We start from the raw sequence: 18686 nt of genomic DNA, 5'->3' as shown, positions 1-18686 counted from the left end.
GGTTCTGGAGGCGGTGGGGCCAGGACGATCGGCGGGACGCTTGGCCGTTTGGCGCCGTACTTCTGTGCGCAGGGGCGATTGGTGGCTGAAACACTGACCTGAATGCGCACTTTTGGTGCGAAATCACCGCTTATTTGGGCTGGAAACCCTGCTCAAGTGCGTCAGTCGCGCGTCGCGTCGCAGCAACGGGAGCCGCATTCCGCACTTGGGTGTTTACCCGCGATTTCTGGGTGTAAAGAGGCCGGCGCCCTCCCGCTTAGGGTGATCACGGAGGGGGGCTTTGCGAACCGGACAAGAAACTGGCCCGGCCCTAAGCCGGGAACACCGCTCGGAGGGCAGGCCGAGATCCCGGCCGCCCGTGTTCCCGGCAACACAACAACCTGTGTTTCTGGTTAAGGAGTCTTCATGTTCAAACGCAAGAGCATCAACCTTGCCGCGCTGCTCGCGCTCGGCGCCGCGGCATTGCCCGTGGTCGCGCAAAACACCCAGCTCGACCGCGTGGAGATCACCGGCTCGTCCATCAAGCGCATCGACGCCGAGACCTCGCTGCCGGTCAGCGTGATCAGCCGTGACTCGATCAACAAGTCCGGCGCTTCCAACGTCCAGGAACTGGTCGACCGCCTGAGCTACAACAACGGCGGCGGCCTGGCGCTGGGCCAGTCGATCGGTGACGGCTCCGCCAACGGTCAGGTCGGCGCATCGCTGCGCGGCCTGGGCCGCGGCCGCACGCTGGTGCTGCTGAATGGCCGGCGCCTGCCGGTCTATCCGTTCTCCGGCCAGGGCGTCGACCTGAACGCCATCCCCCTGGCGGCGATCGAACGCGTCGAAGTGCTGCGCGACGGCGCTTCCGCGACCTACGGTTCGGACGCCATCGGCGGCGTGATGAACTTCATCACCCGCAAGGACTTCCAGGGCGGCGACATCTCGGTCGGCCTGGAGCTGCCCAAGACGGTCGGCGACGTGTTCTCGTTCTCCGCCGGCGGCGGCGTGGGCGACCTGTCCAAGGACAAGTGGAACCTGCTGGCCACCATCAACTACCAGAAGTACGACCCGATCCGCGCGGCCGACCGCTCCTATGCGTCCACCGGCAACCGGCCCGACCTGGGCGTGGTGAAGGATTCGGGCAATACCTTCCCGGCCAACACCTTCATCGCCACGACCGGCCAGTACGTGCCCGGCGCGGCGAACTTCCCGACCTGCCGTCGCCCGGATTCCTATCCCGGCGCCAACAACTGCCGTTACGACTACACCCATTACATCGACCTGGTGCCCGAGCAGGACCGCTACGGCGCGCTGGTGAAGGGCACGGTGCAGGCCGCCCCCGACCATCAGCTGTTCGCTGAAGTCGCCTACAGCCGCAACGAGATCATCCTGGGCTCGTCGCAGACGCCTTCGACGACCACCGGCAAGGACGACTACCTGTATCCCGCCGGCGGCAAGTACTACCCGACCGCCGCGGTCGACGCCGTGCTGCCCGGCTACCGGGGCGACCTGGTGCTGGCCTGGCGGATGGTCGACGGCGGCCAGCGCAAGACCAAGGTGACCAACCAGGTGCTGCGCACCGTGGCCGGCGCCGAGGGCACCTTCGGTGGCTTCGACTACAAGGCCGCCTTCGTCTATGCCGAGGGCAAGGCCCGCGACGACTTCGTCAGCGGCAACTTCTCCGACACGCGCCTGGTGCAGGCGCTGCGCACCGGCCTGATCAACCCCTGGGGCCCGAACGACGCCGCCGGCCTGGCCGCGCTCAAGAGCGCCGAGCTCTCGGGCAACAACCGCGACTCCAAGACCAGCAACACCGGCGGCGACTTCACGCTGTCGCGCGAGCTGTTCAACGTCGGCGCCGGCAACCTGGGCGTCGCCTTCGGTGGCGAGTTCCGCAAGGAAAAGTATCTGGACGGCTACTCCGAGCTGGCCGGTTCCGGCGACGTGGTGGGCGGTTCCGGCACGGCCGGCCGCGTCAGCGCGAACCGTGACGTGAGCGGCGTGTTCGGCGAAGCGAACTTCCCGGTCCTCAAGTCGCTGGAAATCAACGCCGCCGTCCGCTACGACAAGTACAGCAGCACCAACGGCGGCTCGCGCGACGGCACGTTCTCCACCAAGGACCTGCAGGCCACCAGCCCGAAGCTGTCGGTCAAGTTCACCCCGATGACGGGCCTGCTGTTCCGCGCGTCCGCCGGCAAGGGCTTCCGCGCCCCGGCGCTGGACAACCTGTTCGCCCCCTCGTCGTTCACGAACTCGGGCGGCAACTTCACCGACCCCAACTACGACCGCATCCGCGGTTGCACGGCGTTCCCCAACACCAACTACTGCGACACGCAGCTGACGGTGCAGAACAACAGCAACCTGAACCTGGAGCCGGAGAAGTCCAAGACCTTCACCGCCGGCATGGTGTTCGAGATGATCAAGGACACCACGATCAGCGTCGATTACTTCGACATGAAGATCACCAACGGCCTGCGCTTCCTGTCGGGTGACGACATCATGCGCGACTGGGAAAAGCACCGCGTCCCGGGCACCTTCACCAGCACGTCGATCTTCGCGGACCGCCTGGTCGTCGATCCGGCCACCGGCTACCTGAACTACGTGCGCGCCTCGTGGGAGAACGTGGGCAAGCTGCGCACCGCCGGCTTCGACTTCAGCGCCCGCGCCCGCCTGCGTACCGAGTTCGGCACCTTCACCCCGGGCTGGGAAGCGACGCTGCTGACCAAGAGCGAGGAAAGCATCGTCGGCACCGGCACCACCCGCGACAACCTGGGCAAGTACAACCTGGGCGGCCCGGTGGTCAAGCTGAAGCAGACCTTCACGCTGGACTGGGACAAGGACAAGTGGGGCGCTTCGATCCGCTACTTCCGCCAGAACGGCTACGAGGACTACGACGAGGTTCGCCACGTCAAGGCCTATGACCTGTTCGACGTGCAAGGGCAGTTCCGCGGCATCAAGGGCGTGACCATCACGGCCGGCATCCGCAACCTGTTCGACAAGAAGCCGCCGACGACCAACCAGGAAGACTACTTCCAGGTCGGTTTCGACCCGACCTACGCAGCGGTCCAGCAGCGCACCTTCTACGTGCGCGGCAACTACCGCTTCTAAGGGTGGGGCCGTCGCTGATCTGACTTAGATTAGCGACTTCCCCTCCAACGCCGCAGGCCCTTCGGGGCCTGCGGTCATTGAGGCCGGCACTGTGCCGGCCGATCGCGGATCCGACGCCCACCATGGATTACCTGAACCCCGACCTGGACTTCGCCGCCCTGGGCCGCACCTTGCGGACCGAGGGCAGGGTGCTGATCCGGGACTTCTTCACCCCGCAGGTGGCCGAGGCCCTGGACCGGGCGCTGCAGGCGATCGACTGGGAGCTGGTCTATCGCGACGCGACCGGCGACCGCCGCCTGACCGGCGAGCAGCTGCGCGCGCTCACGCCCCAGCAGCGCATGCAGCTGACCGAGGGCATCCACGGGATCGCGCGCGAGGGCTTCCAGTTTTCCTTCTTCTCCGACTCGCTGGTCCGCGCGGTCAAGGACGGCCGCTCCGACCTGCTGGCCCGCTTCATGCGCTGGATGGCGGACGACGCCTTCCTGTCGCGGATGCGCGAGCTCAGCGGTGACCCCGAAATCAATGGCGTCTTCGCCCAGGCGACGATGTACTCGCGCGGTAACTTCCTCACCACCCACGACGACCATGTCGACCGCGAGGACCGCCGGATCGCCTACGTGATCAACCTCACGCCGCGCTGGCGGCCCGACTGGGGCGGGATGCTCCACTTCACCGCGGAGGATGGATCGGTGCTCGACACCTTCTTCCCCCACTTCAATTCACTGTCGCTGTTCACTGTGCCGCAGCGACATTTCGTCTCCTACGTGCCGCCATTCGCCATGGCGGAGCGCCAGGCGATCACCGGCTGGCTGATCGCGGCGTAAGCGGCACGCGGATTGCTGGGGGCTAGCGGCTGTTCGTTCCGTAACCTCTTCGCGGGTTAGCCCTAGCACCCCGAGGAAGGTGAGCAGAGGGCATACCAGTAGAATACCAGGGTAGGAGGGGTGACCCTCCGGCGACGGCGCCGCTGTAACCGCAGGTGACCCGTGCGATGGGCGATGCCCGCATGCTCGGGCAAACCCCATGGCAGGCGGCTTGCGCATGTCGTTTATGATCAAGGTCGTGAAAGGTAGCCGAAATCTGTAGTTTTCCTACGGTTTTCTGACTGATCCTTGAGACGCCCGCGGCCACAAGCTGACGGGCATTTTTGTTGAGTCGGGTTCGTATCGTGCCCTGGGTTTTCGAGTCTTCGTGTGTCCATCCTGCATTCGGCGGGTCGGCGGTCCGTGGCGCTTCGGCGGCTTGGCACCGTTCGCTTCCGTCGCTCGCACAGCCGGCAAGACAGGCGCTGCTGACCCCAGGTTGCGGCGCGAACGCCTGATCCGACCAGACGCTGTGTTGAGTCGAACTCCCCTTGTAGCTTCGATGAAAGTAATTCGCAGTTTGATGAAGGAGCGCGCATGAACTTTGCGCAGGATAAAGGCGGGTCATCGCGCCTGACGGGCTTCGGCCTCGTTGTCTTGGTCCACGTCCTGATCGTCGGCGCCCTGGCCAGCGGCCTGGCGACGAAGATCAAGGAGGCGGTGAAGGGCCCGATCGACGTCAAGGTCGTCGAGGAAAAGGTCAAGCCGCCGCCGCCGCCTGAAAAGGTCGTGCCGCCGCCCCCGGACATCAAGGCGCCGCCGCCGCCGTTCGTGCCGCCGCCCGAAGTCGTCGTGACGGCCCCGCCGCCGCCGACCCAGACGGTGGCCGTGCAGTCGACGACGCCGCCTCCGGCCCAGGAGTTCCGCCCGGCACCGCCGCCGGCCGCTCCCGCGCCGCCGGCCCCGCCGGCCCCGAAGGTGCGTTCGGCGATCGGCAGCTGCAGCAAGATGGGCAAGCCGGAGATGCCGGCGCTCAACTGGAGCGGCACCGCCAGCTACAAGGCCACGTTCACCGTCAGGGGTGGCAAGGTGGTCGAGATCTCCCTGGCGACCCTGCGTGGCGCCAGCGACCGCAAGGCGGATCGCGCGCTCAAGAACGCGATCACCTCGACGCTGTCGGAGACCTATGAATGCGTGGACGCGGTCCTGGAACAGGAATTCGTGTTCAACATGGAATGATCCGCGGGACCGTCCGACCCGCGATCGACTGAATACGGAGCGCCCGACGCGCTCCGGACCCCTCAACCTGAGTTCAAGACTTTTTGCGTAGGAGCTAACTCCATGATCTCTCGTCTGTCTGCCTTGTTTGCGGCCGTCGCCTGCGCCGCGACCCTGGCCGTCTCCCCGCTGGCCGCCCAAGCGCAGGACCAGGCTGCCTCGGCCGCCGCCTCCGCCGCTGAAGCCACTCCCGCTCCTGCCGACATCGCTCCCGCCGCCGTCGCCGAACCGGCCGCCGCCAAGCCGGTCGACAACCCCTACAGCCTGGGCAACATCGTCGCCCACGGCAACGTGGTCGACCAGGCCGTGCTGGCCATCCTGGCCATCATGTCCATGGGTTCCTGGTACATCCTGTTCACGAAGCTCTGGGACACCTCCAAGATCGCCCGTGAAGCCAAGGAAGTCCGCGCCTCGTTCTTCAAGAAGGCCTCCCTGCAGGAAGGCCTGAAGAGCCTGAGCGAGACCGGCGCGTTCCGCTTCATCGCCCAGACCGGCGTGGAAGCTTCGGAACACCACGAAGGCGCGCTGACCGAGAACATCGACCACAACACCTGGGTCACGATGAACATCGACCGCGCCGTGCAGGAAGTGAACTCGCGCCTGCAAGGCGGCCTGGGCTTCCTGGCCACCGTCGGCTCGACCAGCCCCTTCATCGGCCTGTTCGGTACCGTGTGGGGCATCCTGCAGGCGCTGACCCAGATCGGCGTGGCCGGTCAGGCTTCGATCGACAAGGTCGCCGGCCCCGTGGGCGCCGCGCTGATCATGACCGCCATCGGTCTGGGCGTGGCCGTTCCGGCCGTGCTGGGCTACAACTGGCTGGTCAACCGCAACAAGTCGGTCATGGGCCAGGTCCGTGCCTTCGCTGCTGACCTGCACGGCGTCCTGATGGGCAGCCGCAAGGTCGCCGGCCGCTAATCCACAGCAGTCCCGGAGACGCAATATGGGGATGAACGTAGGTTCGTCCGGTGGCGACGACGAGGTGGTCTCGACCATCAACACCACGCCCCTGGTGGACGTGATGCTGGTGCTCCTGATCATCTTCCTGATCACCGTGCCGGTGGTGACGCAATCGGTGGGGGTGACCCTGCCGAAGGAGACGAACGTCGTCCGCGTCACCAAGCCGGAAAACATTGAAATCGCGGTGACCAAGGATGGCGACATCTACTGGGGCGTGCAGCCGATTCCGGATACGGAAACGCTGGTGGCGCGCCTGAAGAAGGTGGCGGTTCTGAATCCTCAGCCGGAAGTCCACATCCGTGGCGACGAGAAATCGCGCTACGAGAACGTGGGCAAGGTGATGGTCGCGTGCCAGCGCGCGGGCATCATGTCCATCAAGTTCGTCACCGAGCCGCCGGCTCGTGGTGGCTGAAGGAGCTGAAGAATGGGTATGAATGTCGGAAGCTCCGGTGGTGGTGACGATCCCGAAACCATGCTGGACGTCAACACGACGCCGCTGATCGACGTGATGCTGGTGCTGCTGGTGATGCTGATCATCACCATCCCGATCCAGCTGCATTCGGTCAACCTGGACATGCCGCCGCCCAACAACCAGACGCCGCCGACCGAGCCGATCGTCCACGAAGTGGCGATCGACTTCGACGGCACCGTGTTCTGGGATGGCGCGGCCGTGCCGAACCACGCGGCGCTCGAGGCCAAGATGGCCGAGATCGCGGCGATTCCGGACCAACCGGAAGTGCACATCAAGCCGAACAAGCTGGCCGAGTACGGTTATGTCGCCAACGTGATGGCGTCGGCGCAGCGCCTGGGCGTCAAGAAGATGGCGATGGTCGGGAACGAGCAGTTCCTGAACTGAGACCGGATGCCTGTCTGATTGGTGTCTGACCAGAACGCGCTGCCCGCGAGGGTGGCGCGTTTTTCTTCGTAGGAGAGCAAGCGAATGAAACTCAAACTGCTGGCAACCGCCGCCGTGGGCGCCGCCGCGCTGGTGCTGGGCACGACGCCCGAAGGCAGCCTGAGCGTCCTGTCCCAGGCCGCCGCGCAGGTGCGCCCGCAAGTCGGCGGCGCGCTCAAGGCTGCGTCCGACCTGCTCAAGGCGGGCAAGGCGCAGGAAGCGATGGCCAAGATCCGCGAGGCCGAGGCCGTTCCCGGCCGCAACGCCGACGAGAACGCGACGCTGGAAGGCCTGCGCCTGTCCGCCGCCTCGCGCCTGGGCGATGCCGACGGCATGGCCAAGGCCTATGACGCGCTGAGCGCCGCCGGCAAGATGCCCGCGGCCAACAAGCTGCTGACGATGGAAGCCATCGCCGGCACCTACCTCCGCGCGGGCAATGGCGCCAAGGCGCTGGAGTGGGTCAACAAGTACAACGCCGCCGGGGGCAACAGCCCGACGATGAAGCAGATCCAGAGCGCCGCGCAGCTGCGTTCCGGTGACGTGACGACGGTGCTGAAGGACACGCTGGCCGAGATCGCCGCCGACGAGAAGGCCGGTCGCACGCCGTCGCAGGACAAGCTCAACACCGCGCTGTGGGCCGCCAACAAGAAGGGCGACGGCGCCACCGAGTCGGCGCTGATCCAGAAGCTGCTGAACTACTACCCGACGCAGAAGCTGTGGGCGCAGTCGCTGGGCACGCTGCAGAGCAAGAAGGGCTTCGCCGCCGGCCGCTACCAGGTCGACGTGCTGCGCCTGCGCCTGGTGACCGACAACATGCAGGGCGCCAACGACTACATGGAGCTGGCGCAGCTGGCGGGCGCGGCGGGTTATCCGGACGAAGGCAAGAAGGTGCTGGACAAGGGCTTCGCCGCCGGCGTCCTGAAGCCGACCGACGACAACGGCCGTCCGAAGCGACTGGCCGACCTGCTGGACAAGCGGATCGCCGAAGCCAAGGCCGGCGCCGCCGCCGCCGAGACGGCCGCCCGCGGCGCCCGTGAAGGCGACGAGCTGGTGAAGGTCGGTTTCGCGCAGGTGCAGCGCGGCCAGGCCGCCGCCGGCATCAAGCTGATGGAGGAAGGCATCGCCAAGGGCAACCTGAAGCGTCCGGACGATGCCAAGCTCTACCTGGGCCTGGCGCAGTTCCTGGCCGGCGACAAGGCCAAGGCGCAAGCGACCTGGCGCACCGTCAAGGGCACCGACGGCTCGGCCGACCTGGCCGGCCTGTGGTCGGTGTACGCGCGCAGCGCGAAGCACTGATCGCGACAGACTGCCCGGCGCCCCTCGCGGCGCCGGTCAAACGCCAAGAAGCGCCGACGGCAACGTCGGCGCTTTTTTTCATGGGCGCTCGCCCGTCTGGAGTGATCAGGACGATCGCGCTTCCTTCCGGGCGGACGGGGCGGGGGGCGCGCCGGCGGGGGCGTAGGCCCTGAGGAAGACGTCCACCGCGCGTCGCGCGGCCCGCTTGATCTGGAGCCGGCTCGGCGGCGGAAGATCGCGGTGGAACCACCGGTGGTAGTGCTCCGCGTTGACCAGCGCGCCGAAGTACTGGGCCAGGAGCCCCGGGTCCTCGCGGCGCAGCTCGCCCAGTTCCACCGCTTGCCGGAACATCTCCGTCATGACCGCCATGCCCCGCTGCGGGCCGACCTCGTAGAACATGCGGCCGATGTCCGAATGGCCGGCCGCGCCCAGCACCATGCGGTGCGCCGACACCGATTCGTCGCTGGTCAGGAACGCCGTCAGCTTCTCGGCGAAGCGGGTGAGCCTGGCCTCGAGGTCGCCGCCGCGGTACTCCGCGATCTCCGCCAGCGCCGTGGCCATGTGCCGGTCGCCGGCCGCCTCGGTCACCGCGAGGAACAGCTCCTCCTTCGACGCGAAGTAGCCATAGATCGTCGACTTCGATCCGCCGATGCGCTTGACGATCTCGGCCATCGACGCGCGCTCGTAGCCGAACTCCAGGAAGACCTGCGAGGCCACTTCGAGGATGGCCTCGCGGCGCGCTTCAGTGCGGACTTTCACGACATCTCCTTAACCGTACCAATCGGTCCATTTTTTCTTGACACCCGGGAACTGTCAATCCAATAATCCGCGCCAATACCGAACCGTTCGGTACGTTTTAGAAATGACCAAGACTGCTCGACCCGGAGGTCCGCCATGAGCATCCGCCACGATCCCTTCCTGCCCACGGCGCTGCTGGCCGCTGTCGCGGCACTGGCCCTCGCTGCCTGCGGCGAGCCGCCGCATCCGCCCAACATGGGCGGCAACGGCACGCCGCAGGTCGCTGTCACGACTGTGAAGCCGCAGCGCCTGGCGCTGACGACCGAGTTGCCGGGTCGGGTCACGGCGGCGCTCGTCGCCGAGGTGCGACCGCAGGTCGGCGGGCTGGTGCAGGAGCGCCGCTTCAAGGAGGGCAGCGAGGTCAAGGCCGGCGAACTGCTGTACCAGATCGATCCGGCGACCTATCGCGCCAGCGTCGACAACGCGCAGGCCACGCTCGCCAAGGCCGAGGCGACGCTGGTGTCGGCGCGGCTGAAGGCCGGCCGCTACCACGAGCTGTCCGCGATCAAGGCCGTGAGCCAGCAGGAGGCCGACGATGCCGCCGCCAGCCTGCTGCAGGCCGAGGCCGACGTCGGCGCCGCGCGCGCCACGCTGCAGACGCAGCGCATCAACCTGGCCTACACCCGCATCACCGCGCCGATCAGCGGGCGCATCGGTCGCTCCACGGTGACGCCGGGCGCGCTGGTCACCGCCAACCAGGCCGCCGCGATGGCGACGGTGCAGCAGCTCGATCCCATCTACGTCGACGTGACGCAATCCAGCGGCACGCTGCTGGCGCTCAAGCGCTCGCTGGAGAACGGCCGGCTCAAGAGCGGCACGGCCGCCGTGCGGCTGGTGCTCGAGGACGGCAGCGTCTATCCGCAGGCCGGCAAGCTGCAGTTCTCCGAGGTGACGGTGGACCAGAACACCAGCGCCGTGACGCTGCGGGCCGAGTTCCCGAATCCGCGCGGCGACCTGCTGCCCGGCATGTATGCGAAGGCGGTGATCGAGGAGGGCGTGATCGACCAGGCCGTGCTGGTGCCGCAACCGGCGGTCAGTCGCGACAGCACCGGCAAGCCGGTGGCCTTCGTCGTGGACGGCGACGGCAAGCTCGCGCAGCGCGCGCTGACGACGGAGCGGGCCATCGGCGACCAGTGGCTGGTCGGCAGTGGCCTGAAGGCGGGCGACCGGCTCGTCGTCGAGGGCCAGCAGAAGGCGCGGCCGGGACAGCCGGTCGAGGTCAAGGCGGCGGCCGCGCCGTCCGTGCCCGTCGCCGTGAAGACCGCCGCGGCCAGCGCCGCGACCGCGCATTGAGCATCGGACGGAGACCCTCATGGCTCGCTTCTTCATCGACCGTCCGATCTTCGCCTGGGTCCTGGCCATCATCACGATGCTGGCCGGCACCGTCGCGGTGCTGACCCTGCCGATCGCGCAATACCCCACCATCGCCCCGCCCGCCATCGCCATCACGGCGAACTATCCCGGCGCCTCCTCCAAAACCCTGGAGGACACCGTCACGCAGGTCATCGAGCAGAAGATGAAGGGGCTGGACCGGCTCTCTTACATCGCCTCGACCAGCGAATCGACCGGCAGCGTGACCATCACGCTGACCTTCGAGACGGGCACCAATCCCGACACCGCGCAGGTGCAGGTCCAGAACAAGCTGGCGCTGGCGACCCCGCTGCTGCCGCAGGAGGTCCAGCAGCAGGGCGTGCAGGTCGCCAAGTCGGCCAACAACTTCCTGAATGTGCTGGCCTTCATCTCGGAGGACGGCCGGCTCAACGGGTCCGACCTGTCGGACTACGTCGCGGCCAACGTGCAGGACCCGATCAGCCGCGTGGAAGGCGTGGGTGACACGACGCTGTTCGGCTCGCAATATGCGATGCGCATCTGGCTGGACCCGGGCAAGCTCAACAGCTTCAAGCTGACGCCGCTGGATGTGAAGGCCGCGGTGCAGGCGCAGAACGCGCAGGTCTCGGCCGGCCAGCTCGGCGGCCTGCCGGCGGTGCCGAGCCAGCAGCTCAACGCCACCATCACCGCGCAGACGCGGCTGAAGACGGCCGAGGAGTTCGAGGCCATCCTGCTGCGCACGCAGGCGGACGGCTCGGCGGTGCGGCTGCGCGACGTGGCGCGCGTCGAGCTGGGCAGCGAGAGCTACGCCACGGTCGCGCACTTCAACGGCAAGCCGGCGGCGGGCCTGGCGATCAAGCTGGCGACCGGCGCGAACGCGCTCGACACGGTCAAGGGCATCGATGCGAAGCTCGACGAGCTCAGCAAGTTCTTCCCGCCCGGCGTCAAGGTGATCAAGCCCTACGACACGACGCCGTTCGTGCGCATCTCCATCGAGGAGGTGATCAAGACGCTGATCGAGGCCGTGGTGCTGGTCTTCCTGGTGATGTACCTGTTCCTGCAGAACTTCCGCGCCACGCTGATCCCGACGATCGCGGTGCCGGTGGTGCTGATGGGCACCTTCGGCGTGCTGGCGGTGTTCGGCTACTCGCTCAACACGCTGACGATGCTGGCGATGGTGCTGGCCATCGGCCTGCTGGTCGACGACGCGATCGTCGTCGTCGAGAACGTCGAGCGCGTGATGAGCGAGGAAGGCCTGTCGCCGCTGGAGGCGACGCGCAAGTCGATGGGACAGATCACCGGCGCGCTGGTCGGCGTGGCGCTGGTGCTGGCGGCGGTCTTCGTGCCGATGGCCTTCTTCGGCGGCTCGACCGGCGTGATCTACCGCCAGTTCACCGTGACCATCGTGTCGGCGATGACACTGTCGGTGCTGGTGGCGATGATCCTGACGCCGGCGCTGTGCGCGACGCTGCTCAAGCCGGTGGCCAAGGGCCATGCGCTGGCGACGACCGGCTTCTTCGGCGCGTTCAACCGCGCCTTCGACCGTGGCAACCGCCGCTACCAGGGCATCGTGCAGCACATGCTGGGCCGCGGCTGGCGCTACATGGCCGGCTACGCGGTGCTGGTGGCGGTGGTCGGATTTGTCTTCAGCAAGATCCCCGCCGGCTTCCTGCCGGAAGAGGATCAGGGCACGCTGTTCACGCTGGTGCAACTGCCGCCCGGCGCCACGCAGGCCAGGACGCAGGAGGTGCTCCAGCAGGTCGACCATCACTTCCTGGTCGAGCAGAAGGACGCGGTGGACGCCATCTTCTCCGTGGCGGGCTTCAGCTTCGCGGGCAGCGGCCAGAACGCCGGCTTCGCCTTCGTGAAGCTCAAGCCCTGGGGCGACCGCGTCCGGCCGGAGCTGAAGGCCGCGGCGGTGGCCGGACGGGCGATGGAGACGCTGTCGAAGATCCGCAACGCGACGGTCTTCGCGATCGTGCCGCCCGCGGTGTCGGAGCTGGGCAATGCAAGCGGCTTCGACCTGATGCTGCAAGACCGCGCCAACCTCGGCCATGCCGCGCTGATGCAGGCCCGCAACCAGCTGCTGGGCGCACTGATGAAGGAGCCGGGCCTGGTCGCCGTGCGGCCCAACGGCATGGAGGACACGCCCGACTTCCGGCTCGACATCGACGAGCACAAGGTCGGCGCGCTGGGCCTGTCGATGAGCGACGTGAACGCGACCTTCTCGACCGCCTGGGGCAGCAACTACGTCAACGACTTCATCGATCGTGGCCGGGTGAAGAAGGTCTTCCTGCAGTCGGATGCGCCGTTCCGGATGCTGCCGGGCGACATCGACCATTGGTTCGTCCGCAATGCCGCCGGGACCATGGTGCCCTTCAGCGCCTTCGCCACCGCCAGCTGGACCCTGGGCTCCCCGCGCCTGGAGCGTTACAACGGCGTGCCGTCGGTGGAGATCCTGGGCATGGCGCTGCCGGGCGCGCTGTCCAGCGGCCAGGCGCTGGACCTGGTGGAGCGCCACGCGGCCGCGCTGCCGCCGGGCATCGGCTACGAGTGGACCGGCGTCTCGCGCCAGGAGCGCGAGGCCGGCGGCCAGGCGGGCCTGCTGTACGCGGTGTCCATCCTGGTGGTGTTCCTGTGCCTGGCGGCGCTGTACGAGAGCTGGTCCATCCCGTTCTCGGTGGTGCTGGTGGTGCCGCTGGGCGTGCTGGGCACGCTGGTCGGCGCGGTGCTGACCTGGAAGATGAACGACGTCTACTTCCAGGTGGGCCTGCTGACCACGGTGGGCCTGGCCTCGAAGAACGCGATCCTGATCGTCGAGTTCGCGAAGGAGCTGCATGCGAAGGGCATGTCCACCCTCGAGGCCGCGATCGCCGCGGCGCGCATGCGCCTGCGGCCGATCCTGATGACCTCGCTGGCCTTCATCCTGGGCGTGCTGCCGCTGATGGTCAGCAAGGGCGCCGGCGCCGGCGCGCAGAACGCGCTCGGCACGGCCGTCGTCGGCGGCATGGTGTCCGGCACGGTGCTGGCGATCTTCTTCGTGCCGCTGTTCTTCGTCGTCGTGCAGGGACTGTTCGGACGTAACAAGCCCGCGGCGGCCGAGTCCGCCGGGGCCCCCGCCGCCGATGCCTCCCCCCTGTTGAACGAGGGCCACTGACATGACCCGATTGATCTCCCTGGTCCCTTCGCCGACCTGGCCCGGCCTGACGGCGCTGGCGGCGGCCCTGCTGCTGAGCGGCTGCGTCAACCTAGCGCCGCGCTACGAGCGTCCCGCCGCGCCGGTGCCCGAGCACTACCCGGACGCCCCGGCGGACGCTGGATCGAACGGCGCCGCGAACGCGGACGTCGGCTGGCGGACCTTCTTCGCCGACGCGAAGCTGCGGGGCCTGATCGAGCTGGCGCTCGACAACAACCGCGACCTGCGCGTGGCGGTGCTCAACATCGCGCAGGCCCGCGCGCAGTACCGGATCCAGGACGCGGCCACCTTGCCGACGCTGAGCGCCAACGGCAGCGGCACCGCGACCCGCACGCCGGCCAGCCTCTCGGCGACTGGCGAAGCGCTGACCAGCCACCAGTACAGCGCGACGCTGGGCGTCAGCGCCTATGAGCTGGACCTGTTCGGCCGCGTGCGTAACCTGAGCGCGCAGGCGCTGGAGCAATACCTCTCCACCGAGGAGGCGAGGCGCAGCACCCAGATTTCGCTGGTGGCCGAGGTGGCCACGGCCTACCTGACCTGGGCCGCGGACCTGGAGCGCCTGGCGCTGGCGCGCGAGACGCTGCGCAGCCAGTCCGACACCTACACGCTGACCCAGCGCAGCTTCGAGCTGGGCAGCGCCTCGGCGCTGACGCTGCGGCAGGTGCAGACCAGCGTCGACAGCGCGCGCGTGGACGTGGCGCGCTACACCGGCCAGATCGCGCAGGACCGCAATGCGCTGGCGCTGCTGCTGGGCGCGCCGGTGCCGGCCGAACTGGCGCCGGGCGCTCTCGGCGACTCGCTCAATGCGCTCCCCGAGCTGCCGGCCGGACTGCCGTCCGAGCTGATGCTGCGCCGGCCCGATCTGCTGCAGTCGGAGCACAAGCTCAAGGCCGCCACGGCCAACATCGGCGCGGCGCGCGCGGCCTTCTATCCGCGCATCAGCCTGACGGCCTCGGCGGGCAGCGGCAGCGCGGACCTGTCGGGCCTGTTCAAGGGCGGTTCGGGGTCCTGGACCTTCCTGCCGCAGATCAGCCTGCCGATCTTCGATGGCGGCAGCAACCGGGCCTCGCTCGACAGCGCCATCGCCGGGCGCGACATCGCCGTGGCGCAGTACGAGCAGGCGATCCAGTCCGCCTTCCGCGAGGTGGCGGACGCGCTGGCGCAGCGCGAGGCGCTGAGCGGTCAGCTGCAGGCGCAGCAGTCGCTGGTCGAGGCGAGCGGCGATGCGCTGAAGCTGTCCGATGCCCGCTTCGCGCGTGGCGTCGATAGCTACCTGGACGTGCTGGACGCGCAGCGCTCCTGGTATGGCGCGCAGCAGACGCTGATCGGCATGCGGCTCTCGCGGCTCACAAACGGGGTGACGCTCTACAAGGCGCTGGGCGGTGGCTGGAACGGCTGAGCGCCGGTCGCGGCCGCGGCCGTGGTTGCGGTCGCGGTGGCGGTCGCGAGGGGCAGTGTTGAGCACCAGGAGGGCATCCATGGACCAGGAAGGCGACATGAAACCAGCGGGCCCGGCGCCCGCGCCGCGCGGCCGGCCGTCGCGGCGGTCGATGCTGCTGTCGACGGCGATCCGCGTGCTGCAGGAGCGCGGCATCCGCAACATGACGCTGGAGGAGGTGTGCGCGGCGTCGGGGGTGTCGCGGGGCGCGGTGTACTGGCACTTCCGGTCGAAGGAGCGCCTGGTGGAGGAGTCGCTCGCGGCGACGACGCTGCCGCTGGAGCAACTGCGGCAGCAGGCCTGGGAGGATCCTTGCACGACGCTGGCACGGGCGGTGATGGCCTGCGTGACCCAGGAGCGCCTGCGCGGGCTCTGCGTGACGCTGCTGTTCAACGCGTCGGAGGCTGCGGCGCGGGCGCGGATGGCTCGGGTGCGGGTCGCGGTCACCTGGTTCCTGGCGCGGCATTGCGTGGCCCGGCGCGACGTGCTCGGTCGCGTGGCGCGGCGGCACCGGGTGCAGCTCGCGCACGCGATGGTGATGGGCTCGCTCATCGAGTTCATGGCCTTCATGCCCAGGGACATCGCTGGCGAGCATGCGCTGGCGCAGGCGCTGCGCCGGCTGGTCGGCGCCGGGCCGGCGCAGGAGCGGCTCCAGCCGGTGTGAGGGCTGCGTCGCCGGGGTCGCCGCGACGGGGCCCGATCACAACCGTCCCACTTGATTCGCGAGGACTTGTCACCGATGAAAAAAGAAATGCGTCCGGCACACAGGAACGTCGGGCTTGCGCAACTGCCGGCCTACATGGCCAGGTTCCCGTCCACCGCCTGGGTGTCGCTGCTGCATCGCGTCAGCGGCCTGCTCCTGGTCCTGGCGCTGCCGCTGGTCATCGCGACCCTCGAGGCCGCGCTCGCCTCCGCGGGCTCCTACGAACGGCTGACGGCGGTGTTCTCGACCGGTTGGGGCGGCCTGCCGGGCTGGCTCATGAAGCTGCTGTCGCTGGTCCTGCTGTGGGCCTTCCTGCACCACCTGGCCGCCGGACTCCGGTTCGTGCTGCTCGACATGAGTCACCGCGCGGTGGAGAAGCACCGGGCATCGCGTTCCGCGCGGTGGGTGCTGATCTCGAGCCTGACGCTGACGGTGGCGGTGGGCGCCAAGGCCTTCGCGCTCCTGTGAGCATTCGATGGGCGCGGCAGGCCGCTGGGGTCCGCTTGCTGTGAGGTCGCGCTTCCACCGCCAGGAGCTGCCTCGCTTGCGCTTGGACGGAATATGAGATGCTCCGCGCCCGATGCGGTCGGCGGCTGGTCCCCGGCCGTCATCGCGGCGGGGAGTCAGCCCTTGAAGGTGATGTGCGTGGGAATTGGAAGACGTCTCGGAATGCTGGTGCTGGCGGCGACGCTGGCCGGTTGCTCGACCTATCGGCCCTGGATCAATGGCGGCCTCGCGGCGGGCGCGGATGGCGCACCCGCCGCGGCGCCGGTCGCCCCGCGCCGCACGCCGCCGGCGGTCGTGGCCGCCGTCACGCTGTCCGGTGGGGGCGCGCGGGCGGCCGCGTTCGGCCTGGGCGTGCTGCGCGAGATGAAGGCCACGCCGTTCAGTCTCGAGGGCCAACCCACGACGTTGCTGGACCAGGTCGCGCTGGTCAGCGGGGTGTCCGGCGGCAGCATCCTGGCCGCGCACTTCGCGGCCTTCGGCGACGAGACGCTGACGCGCTTCGAGCCCGACTTCCTGATGGTGCCCTTCGAGGCCGGCCTGATCCGCCAGGCCTTCGCGCCGACGCGCCTGTATCACCTGACCTCGCCGTGGTACGGCCGCAGCCACATCCTGGCGCAGCGGCTCGACGAGCTCTATCGCGGCCGGACCTTCGGCGACCTGAAGTCACGCCCCCATGCGCCGGACCTGATGGTGACCGCCACCGACCTCACCACCGGCGCCCCCTTCGATTTCACGCCCGAGCAGTTCGGCCTGATCTGCTCGGACCTGGACCGCACGCCGCTGTCGTTCGCGGTCGCGGCCTCGTCGGCGGTGCCCATCCTGCTGTCGCCGATGACCTTGAAGAACCACGCCGGCGAATGTGCCCCCCCGGCGGCGGCGCCGCGCGGCCCGGCGACGTCCGACGACTACCGCACCCGGCTGCTGGCGCTGAGCGCGCAAAGCTACCGCGACGCCAAGGAGCGTCCCTACATTCACCTCGTGGACGGCGGGGTCTCGGACAACACCGGCGCGCGGCTGATGCTGGACCGGCTGCTGGCCGGCGGCTCGATCGCCTCGTCCTTCCCGGACGCGCCGCCCGGCTCGATCCACCGGATGGTCCTGATCACCGTGAACTCGGAGCGCGACCTGGCCGAGCGCATCGACGCCAGCGACCAGGTGCCGTCGACGGGGCAGGTCATCGAGACCCTGGTCTTCGGCGCCGGCGCGCGCGAGACGCAGGTGACGCTGGCCATGCTCAACGACGACCACCGTCGCTGGCAGGCGGAACTGATGCGCACGCGCGGCACGCCGGGGAGTCCGTTCGCGGCGGACGCCGAGCTCCACATCGTCAGCGTGAGCCTGCATGACGTGCCGGACGACAAGATCCGCCACAGCCTGCTTCGCGTGCCGACGGCCTTCACCATCGAGGGCCGCGACGTGCAGGAGCTGCAGAAGGCGGGCGCCGAGGCGCTGCGTTCGGCCCCCGCGTTCATCCGCTTGAGGGAGAGCCTGGACCGGCTGAAGTGAGGCGCGGCGGACGCCGCAGCGTCCGCCCGGCGCGCCCCTCGATGCTCACTTCGGCGCCATCCGGATCGCGCCGTCCAGGCGGATCACCTCGCCGTTGAGCATGTCGTTGGTGACGATCTGGTGGACCAGCTTGGCGTAGTCCTCCGGGCGGCCCAGGCGGGACGGGAAGGGCACGCTCGCGGCCAGCGCGTCCTGCACCTCCTGCGGCATGCCGAACAGCATCGGCGTGCCGAAGATGCCGGGGGCGATCGTCATGTTGCGGATGCCGTTGCGGGCCAGGTCACGCGCGATCGGCAGCGTCATGCCGACGACGCCGCCCTTGGAGGCCGCATAGGCCGCCTGGCCCATCTGGCCGTCATAGGCGGCGACCGAGGCGGTCGAGATCAGAACGCCGCGCTCGCCGGTGGGCTCGGGTTCGTTCCGGCTCATCGCCTCGGCGGCCACGCGGATCATGTTGAAGCTGCCGATGAGGTTGACGGTGATCACCTTCGAGAAGGTGGCCAGCGGATGCGCGCCATCCTTGCCGACGGTCTTGGCCGCAGGTGCAATGCCTGCGCAGTTCACCAGGCCCATCAGCTTGCCCAGCGAGACCGCCACGGCCACTGCCGCCTCCGCGTCGGCCTCCTGGCTGACGTCGCACTTGATGAAGGTGCCGCCCAGCTCCTTGGCCAGGGCTTCGCCCCGCTCGACCTGCAGGTCGGCGATGACGACGGTCGCGCCTTCGCGCGCCAGCATGCGGGCCGTGCCCTCGCCGAGTCCCGACGCGCCGCCGGTGACGATGAAGACCTTGTTCGCGATGTCCATGGGATGTCTCCTTCCAGGGGGTTCCTGTGTCCGGGCGGCGGCGAGGCGTCCGCGCGGTGGCCAGTTGCCGTTGACGTAAACGTCAA

General features: G+C 68.6%; 15 protein-coding genes. 13 read left to right on the top strand and 2 right to left on the bottom strand.

From position 1 onward, the window contains the following. Nucleotides 1-405: 405 nt before the first annotated feature. The 7 genes from FHT38_RS14785 to FHT38_RS14755 all read left to right on the top strand — a co-directional run bounded on the left by FHT38_RS14785 (nt 406) and on the right by FHT38_RS14755 (nt 8319). Entirely contained in the window at nt 406-3090 is a 2685-nt protein-coding gene (locus tag FHT38_RS14785) for a TonB-dependent receptor (RefSeq protein WP_183492209.1), read from the top strand. A 122-nt stretch (nt 3091-3212) separates the two neighbouring features. Beyond that, a complete protein-coding gene (locus FHT38_RS14780; protein WP_183492208.1) occupies nt 3213-3914 on the top strand; it encodes a 2OG-Fe(II) oxygenase family protein in 702 nt (233 codons plus the stop codon). A gap of 636 nt (nt 3915-4550) precedes the next feature. Then, nucleotides 4551-5132, top strand: coding sequence for an ABC transporter substrate-binding protein (locus FHT38_RS25655; RefSeq protein WP_147240063.1), 582 nt, complete (start codon nt 4551-4553; stop codon nt 5130-5132). Nucleotides 5133-5234: 102 nt separating this feature from the next. After that, nucleotides 5235-6086 (top strand): MotA/TolQ/ExbB proton channel family protein, encoded by an 852-nt coding sequence (locus FHT38_RS14770; RefSeq protein WP_091732184.1) that lies wholly within the window; start codon nt 5235-5237, stop codon nt 6084-6086. A gap of 25 nt (nt 6087-6111) precedes the next feature. Further along, nucleotides 6112-6540: a biopolymer transporter ExbD gene (locus FHT38_RS14765; protein WP_091732187.1), complete on the top strand. Its 429-nt coding sequence runs from the start codon at nt 6112-6114 to the stop codon at nt 6538-6540. A 12-nt stretch (nt 6541-6552) separates the two neighbouring features. Beyond that, nucleotides 6553-6984 (top strand): biopolymer transporter ExbD, encoded by a 432-nt coding sequence (locus FHT38_RS14760; RefSeq protein ID WP_175538449.1) that lies wholly within the window; start codon nt 6553-6555, stop codon nt 6982-6984. An 84-nt stretch (nt 6985-7068) separates the two neighbouring features. After that, a complete protein-coding gene (locus FHT38_RS14755) occupies nt 7069-8319 on the top strand; it encodes a hypothetical protein (protein WP_091732195.1) in 1251 nt (416 codons plus the stop codon). Between the two features lie 105 nt (nt 8320-8424). Here FHT38_RS14755 and FHT38_RS14750 read toward each other — a convergent pair whose 3' ends face one another. Continuing rightward, a complete protein-coding gene (locus FHT38_RS14750) occupies nt 8425-9078 on the bottom strand; it encodes a TetR/AcrR family transcriptional regulator (protein ID WP_091732200.1) in 654 nt (217 codons plus the stop codon). A gap of 141 nt (nt 9079-9219) precedes the next feature. Between FHT38_RS14750 and FHT38_RS14745 the strand changes: the two genes are divergently transcribed. The 6 genes from FHT38_RS14745 to FHT38_RS14720 all read left to right on the top strand — a co-directional run bounded on the left by FHT38_RS14745 (nt 9220) and on the right by FHT38_RS14720 (nt 17796). After that, nucleotides 9220-10410 carry an efflux RND transporter periplasmic adaptor subunit gene (locus FHT38_RS14745; protein WP_404935728.1) on the top strand — a complete coding sequence of 397 codons (1191 nt, stop codon included), beginning with the start codon at nt 9220-9222 and terminating at the stop codon, nt 10408-10410. Between the two features lie 19 nt (nt 10411-10429). Beyond that, a complete protein-coding gene (locus tag FHT38_RS14740) occupies nt 10430-13603 on the top strand; it encodes an efflux RND transporter permease subunit (protein ID WP_183492206.1) in 3174 nt (1057 codons plus the stop codon). 1 nt (nt 13604) lies between these two features. Beyond that, on the top strand, nt 13605-15041 hold the full coding sequence (gene adeC / locus FHT38_RS14735) for an AdeC/AdeK/OprM family multidrug efflux complex outer membrane factor (RefSeq protein ID WP_183492205.1): 1437 nt from the start codon (nt 13605-13607) through the stop codon (nt 15039-15041). A gap of 79 nt (nt 15042-15120) precedes the next feature. Further along, a complete protein-coding gene (locus tag FHT38_RS14730) occupies nt 15121-15744 on the top strand; it encodes a TetR/AcrR family transcriptional regulator (protein ID WP_091732215.1) in 624 nt (207 codons plus the stop codon). Between the two features lie 87 nt (nt 15745-15831). After that, nucleotides 15832-16251 carry a succinate dehydrogenase, cytochrome b556 subunit gene (sdhC, locus tag FHT38_RS14725; RefSeq protein WP_183492204.1) on the top strand — a complete coding sequence of 140 codons (420 nt, stop codon included), beginning with the start codon at nt 15832-15834 and terminating at the stop codon, nt 16249-16251. Nucleotides 16252-16452: 201 nt separating this feature from the next. Continuing rightward, complete coding sequence (locus tag FHT38_RS14720) at nt 16453-17796, top strand: patatin-like phospholipase family protein (RefSeq protein WP_221213776.1); 1344 nt, start codon at nt 16453-16455, stop codon at nt 17794-17796. A 45-nt stretch (nt 17797-17841) separates the two neighbouring features. On the opposite strand, the gene FHT38_RS14715 is transcribed toward FHT38_RS14720, so the two are convergent. Further along, complete coding sequence (locus tag FHT38_RS14715; RefSeq protein ID WP_091732222.1) at nt 17842-18600, bottom strand: 3-hydroxyacyl-CoA dehydrogenase; 759 nt, start codon at nt 18598-18600, stop codon at nt 17842-17844. Nucleotides 18601-18686 lie beyond the last annotated feature (86 nt).

The sequence above is a fragment of the Mitsuaria sp. BK041 genome (assembly GCF_014193085.1).
Taxonomy (GTDB): domain Bacteria; phylum Pseudomonadota; class Gammaproteobacteria; order Burkholderiales; family Burkholderiaceae_C; genus Roseateles.
Note: the sequence above shows the minus strand (reverse complement) of the source record. Positions and strands in the feature narration are given on the sequence as shown.

Coding starts and splice junctions, on each gene's coding strand:
- FHT38_RS14770 (WP_091732184.1), top strand. CDS start 5,235: ATGATCTCTCGTCTGTCTGCCTTGTTTGCGGCCGTCGCCTGCGCCGCG.
- FHT38_RS14730 (WP_091732215.1), top strand. CDS start 15,121: ATGGACCAGGAAGGCGACATGAAACCAGCGGGCCCGGCGCCCGCGCCG.
- FHT38_RS14780 (WP_183492208.1), top strand. CDS start 3,213: ATGGATTACCTGAACCCCGACCTGGACTTCGCCGCCCTGGGCCGCACC.
- FHT38_RS14755 (WP_091732195.1), top strand. CDS start 7,069: ATGAAACTCAAACTGCTGGCAACCGCCGCCGTGGGCGCCGCCGCGCTG.
- FHT38_RS14760 (WP_175538449.1), top strand. CDS start 6,553: ATGGGTATGAATGTCGGAAGCTCCGGTGGTGGTGACGATCCCGAAACC.
- FHT38_RS14785 (WP_183492209.1), top strand. CDS start 406: ATGTTCAAACGCAAGAGCATCAACCTTGCCGCGCTGCTCGCGCTCGGC.
- FHT38_RS14720 (WP_221213776.1), top strand. CDS start 16,453: ATGCTGGTGCTGGCGGCGACGCTGGCCGGTTGCTCGACCTATCGGCCC.
- adeC (WP_183492205.1), top strand. CDS start 13,605: ATGACCCGATTGATCTCCCTGGTCCCTTCGCCGACCTGGCCCGGCCTG.
- FHT38_RS14715 (WP_091732222.1), bottom strand. CDS start 18,600: ATGGACATCGCGAACAAGGTCTTCATCGTCACCGGCGGCGCGTCGGGA.
- FHT38_RS14765 (WP_091732187.1), top strand. CDS start 6,112: ATGGGGATGAACGTAGGTTCGTCCGGTGGCGACGACGAGGTGGTCTCG.
- sdhC (WP_183492204.1), top strand. CDS start 15,832: ATGCGTCCGGCACACAGGAACGTCGGGCTTGCGCAACTGCCGGCCTAC.
- FHT38_RS14740 (WP_183492206.1), top strand. CDS start 10,430: ATGGCTCGCTTCTTCATCGACCGTCCGATCTTCGCCTGGGTCCTGGCC.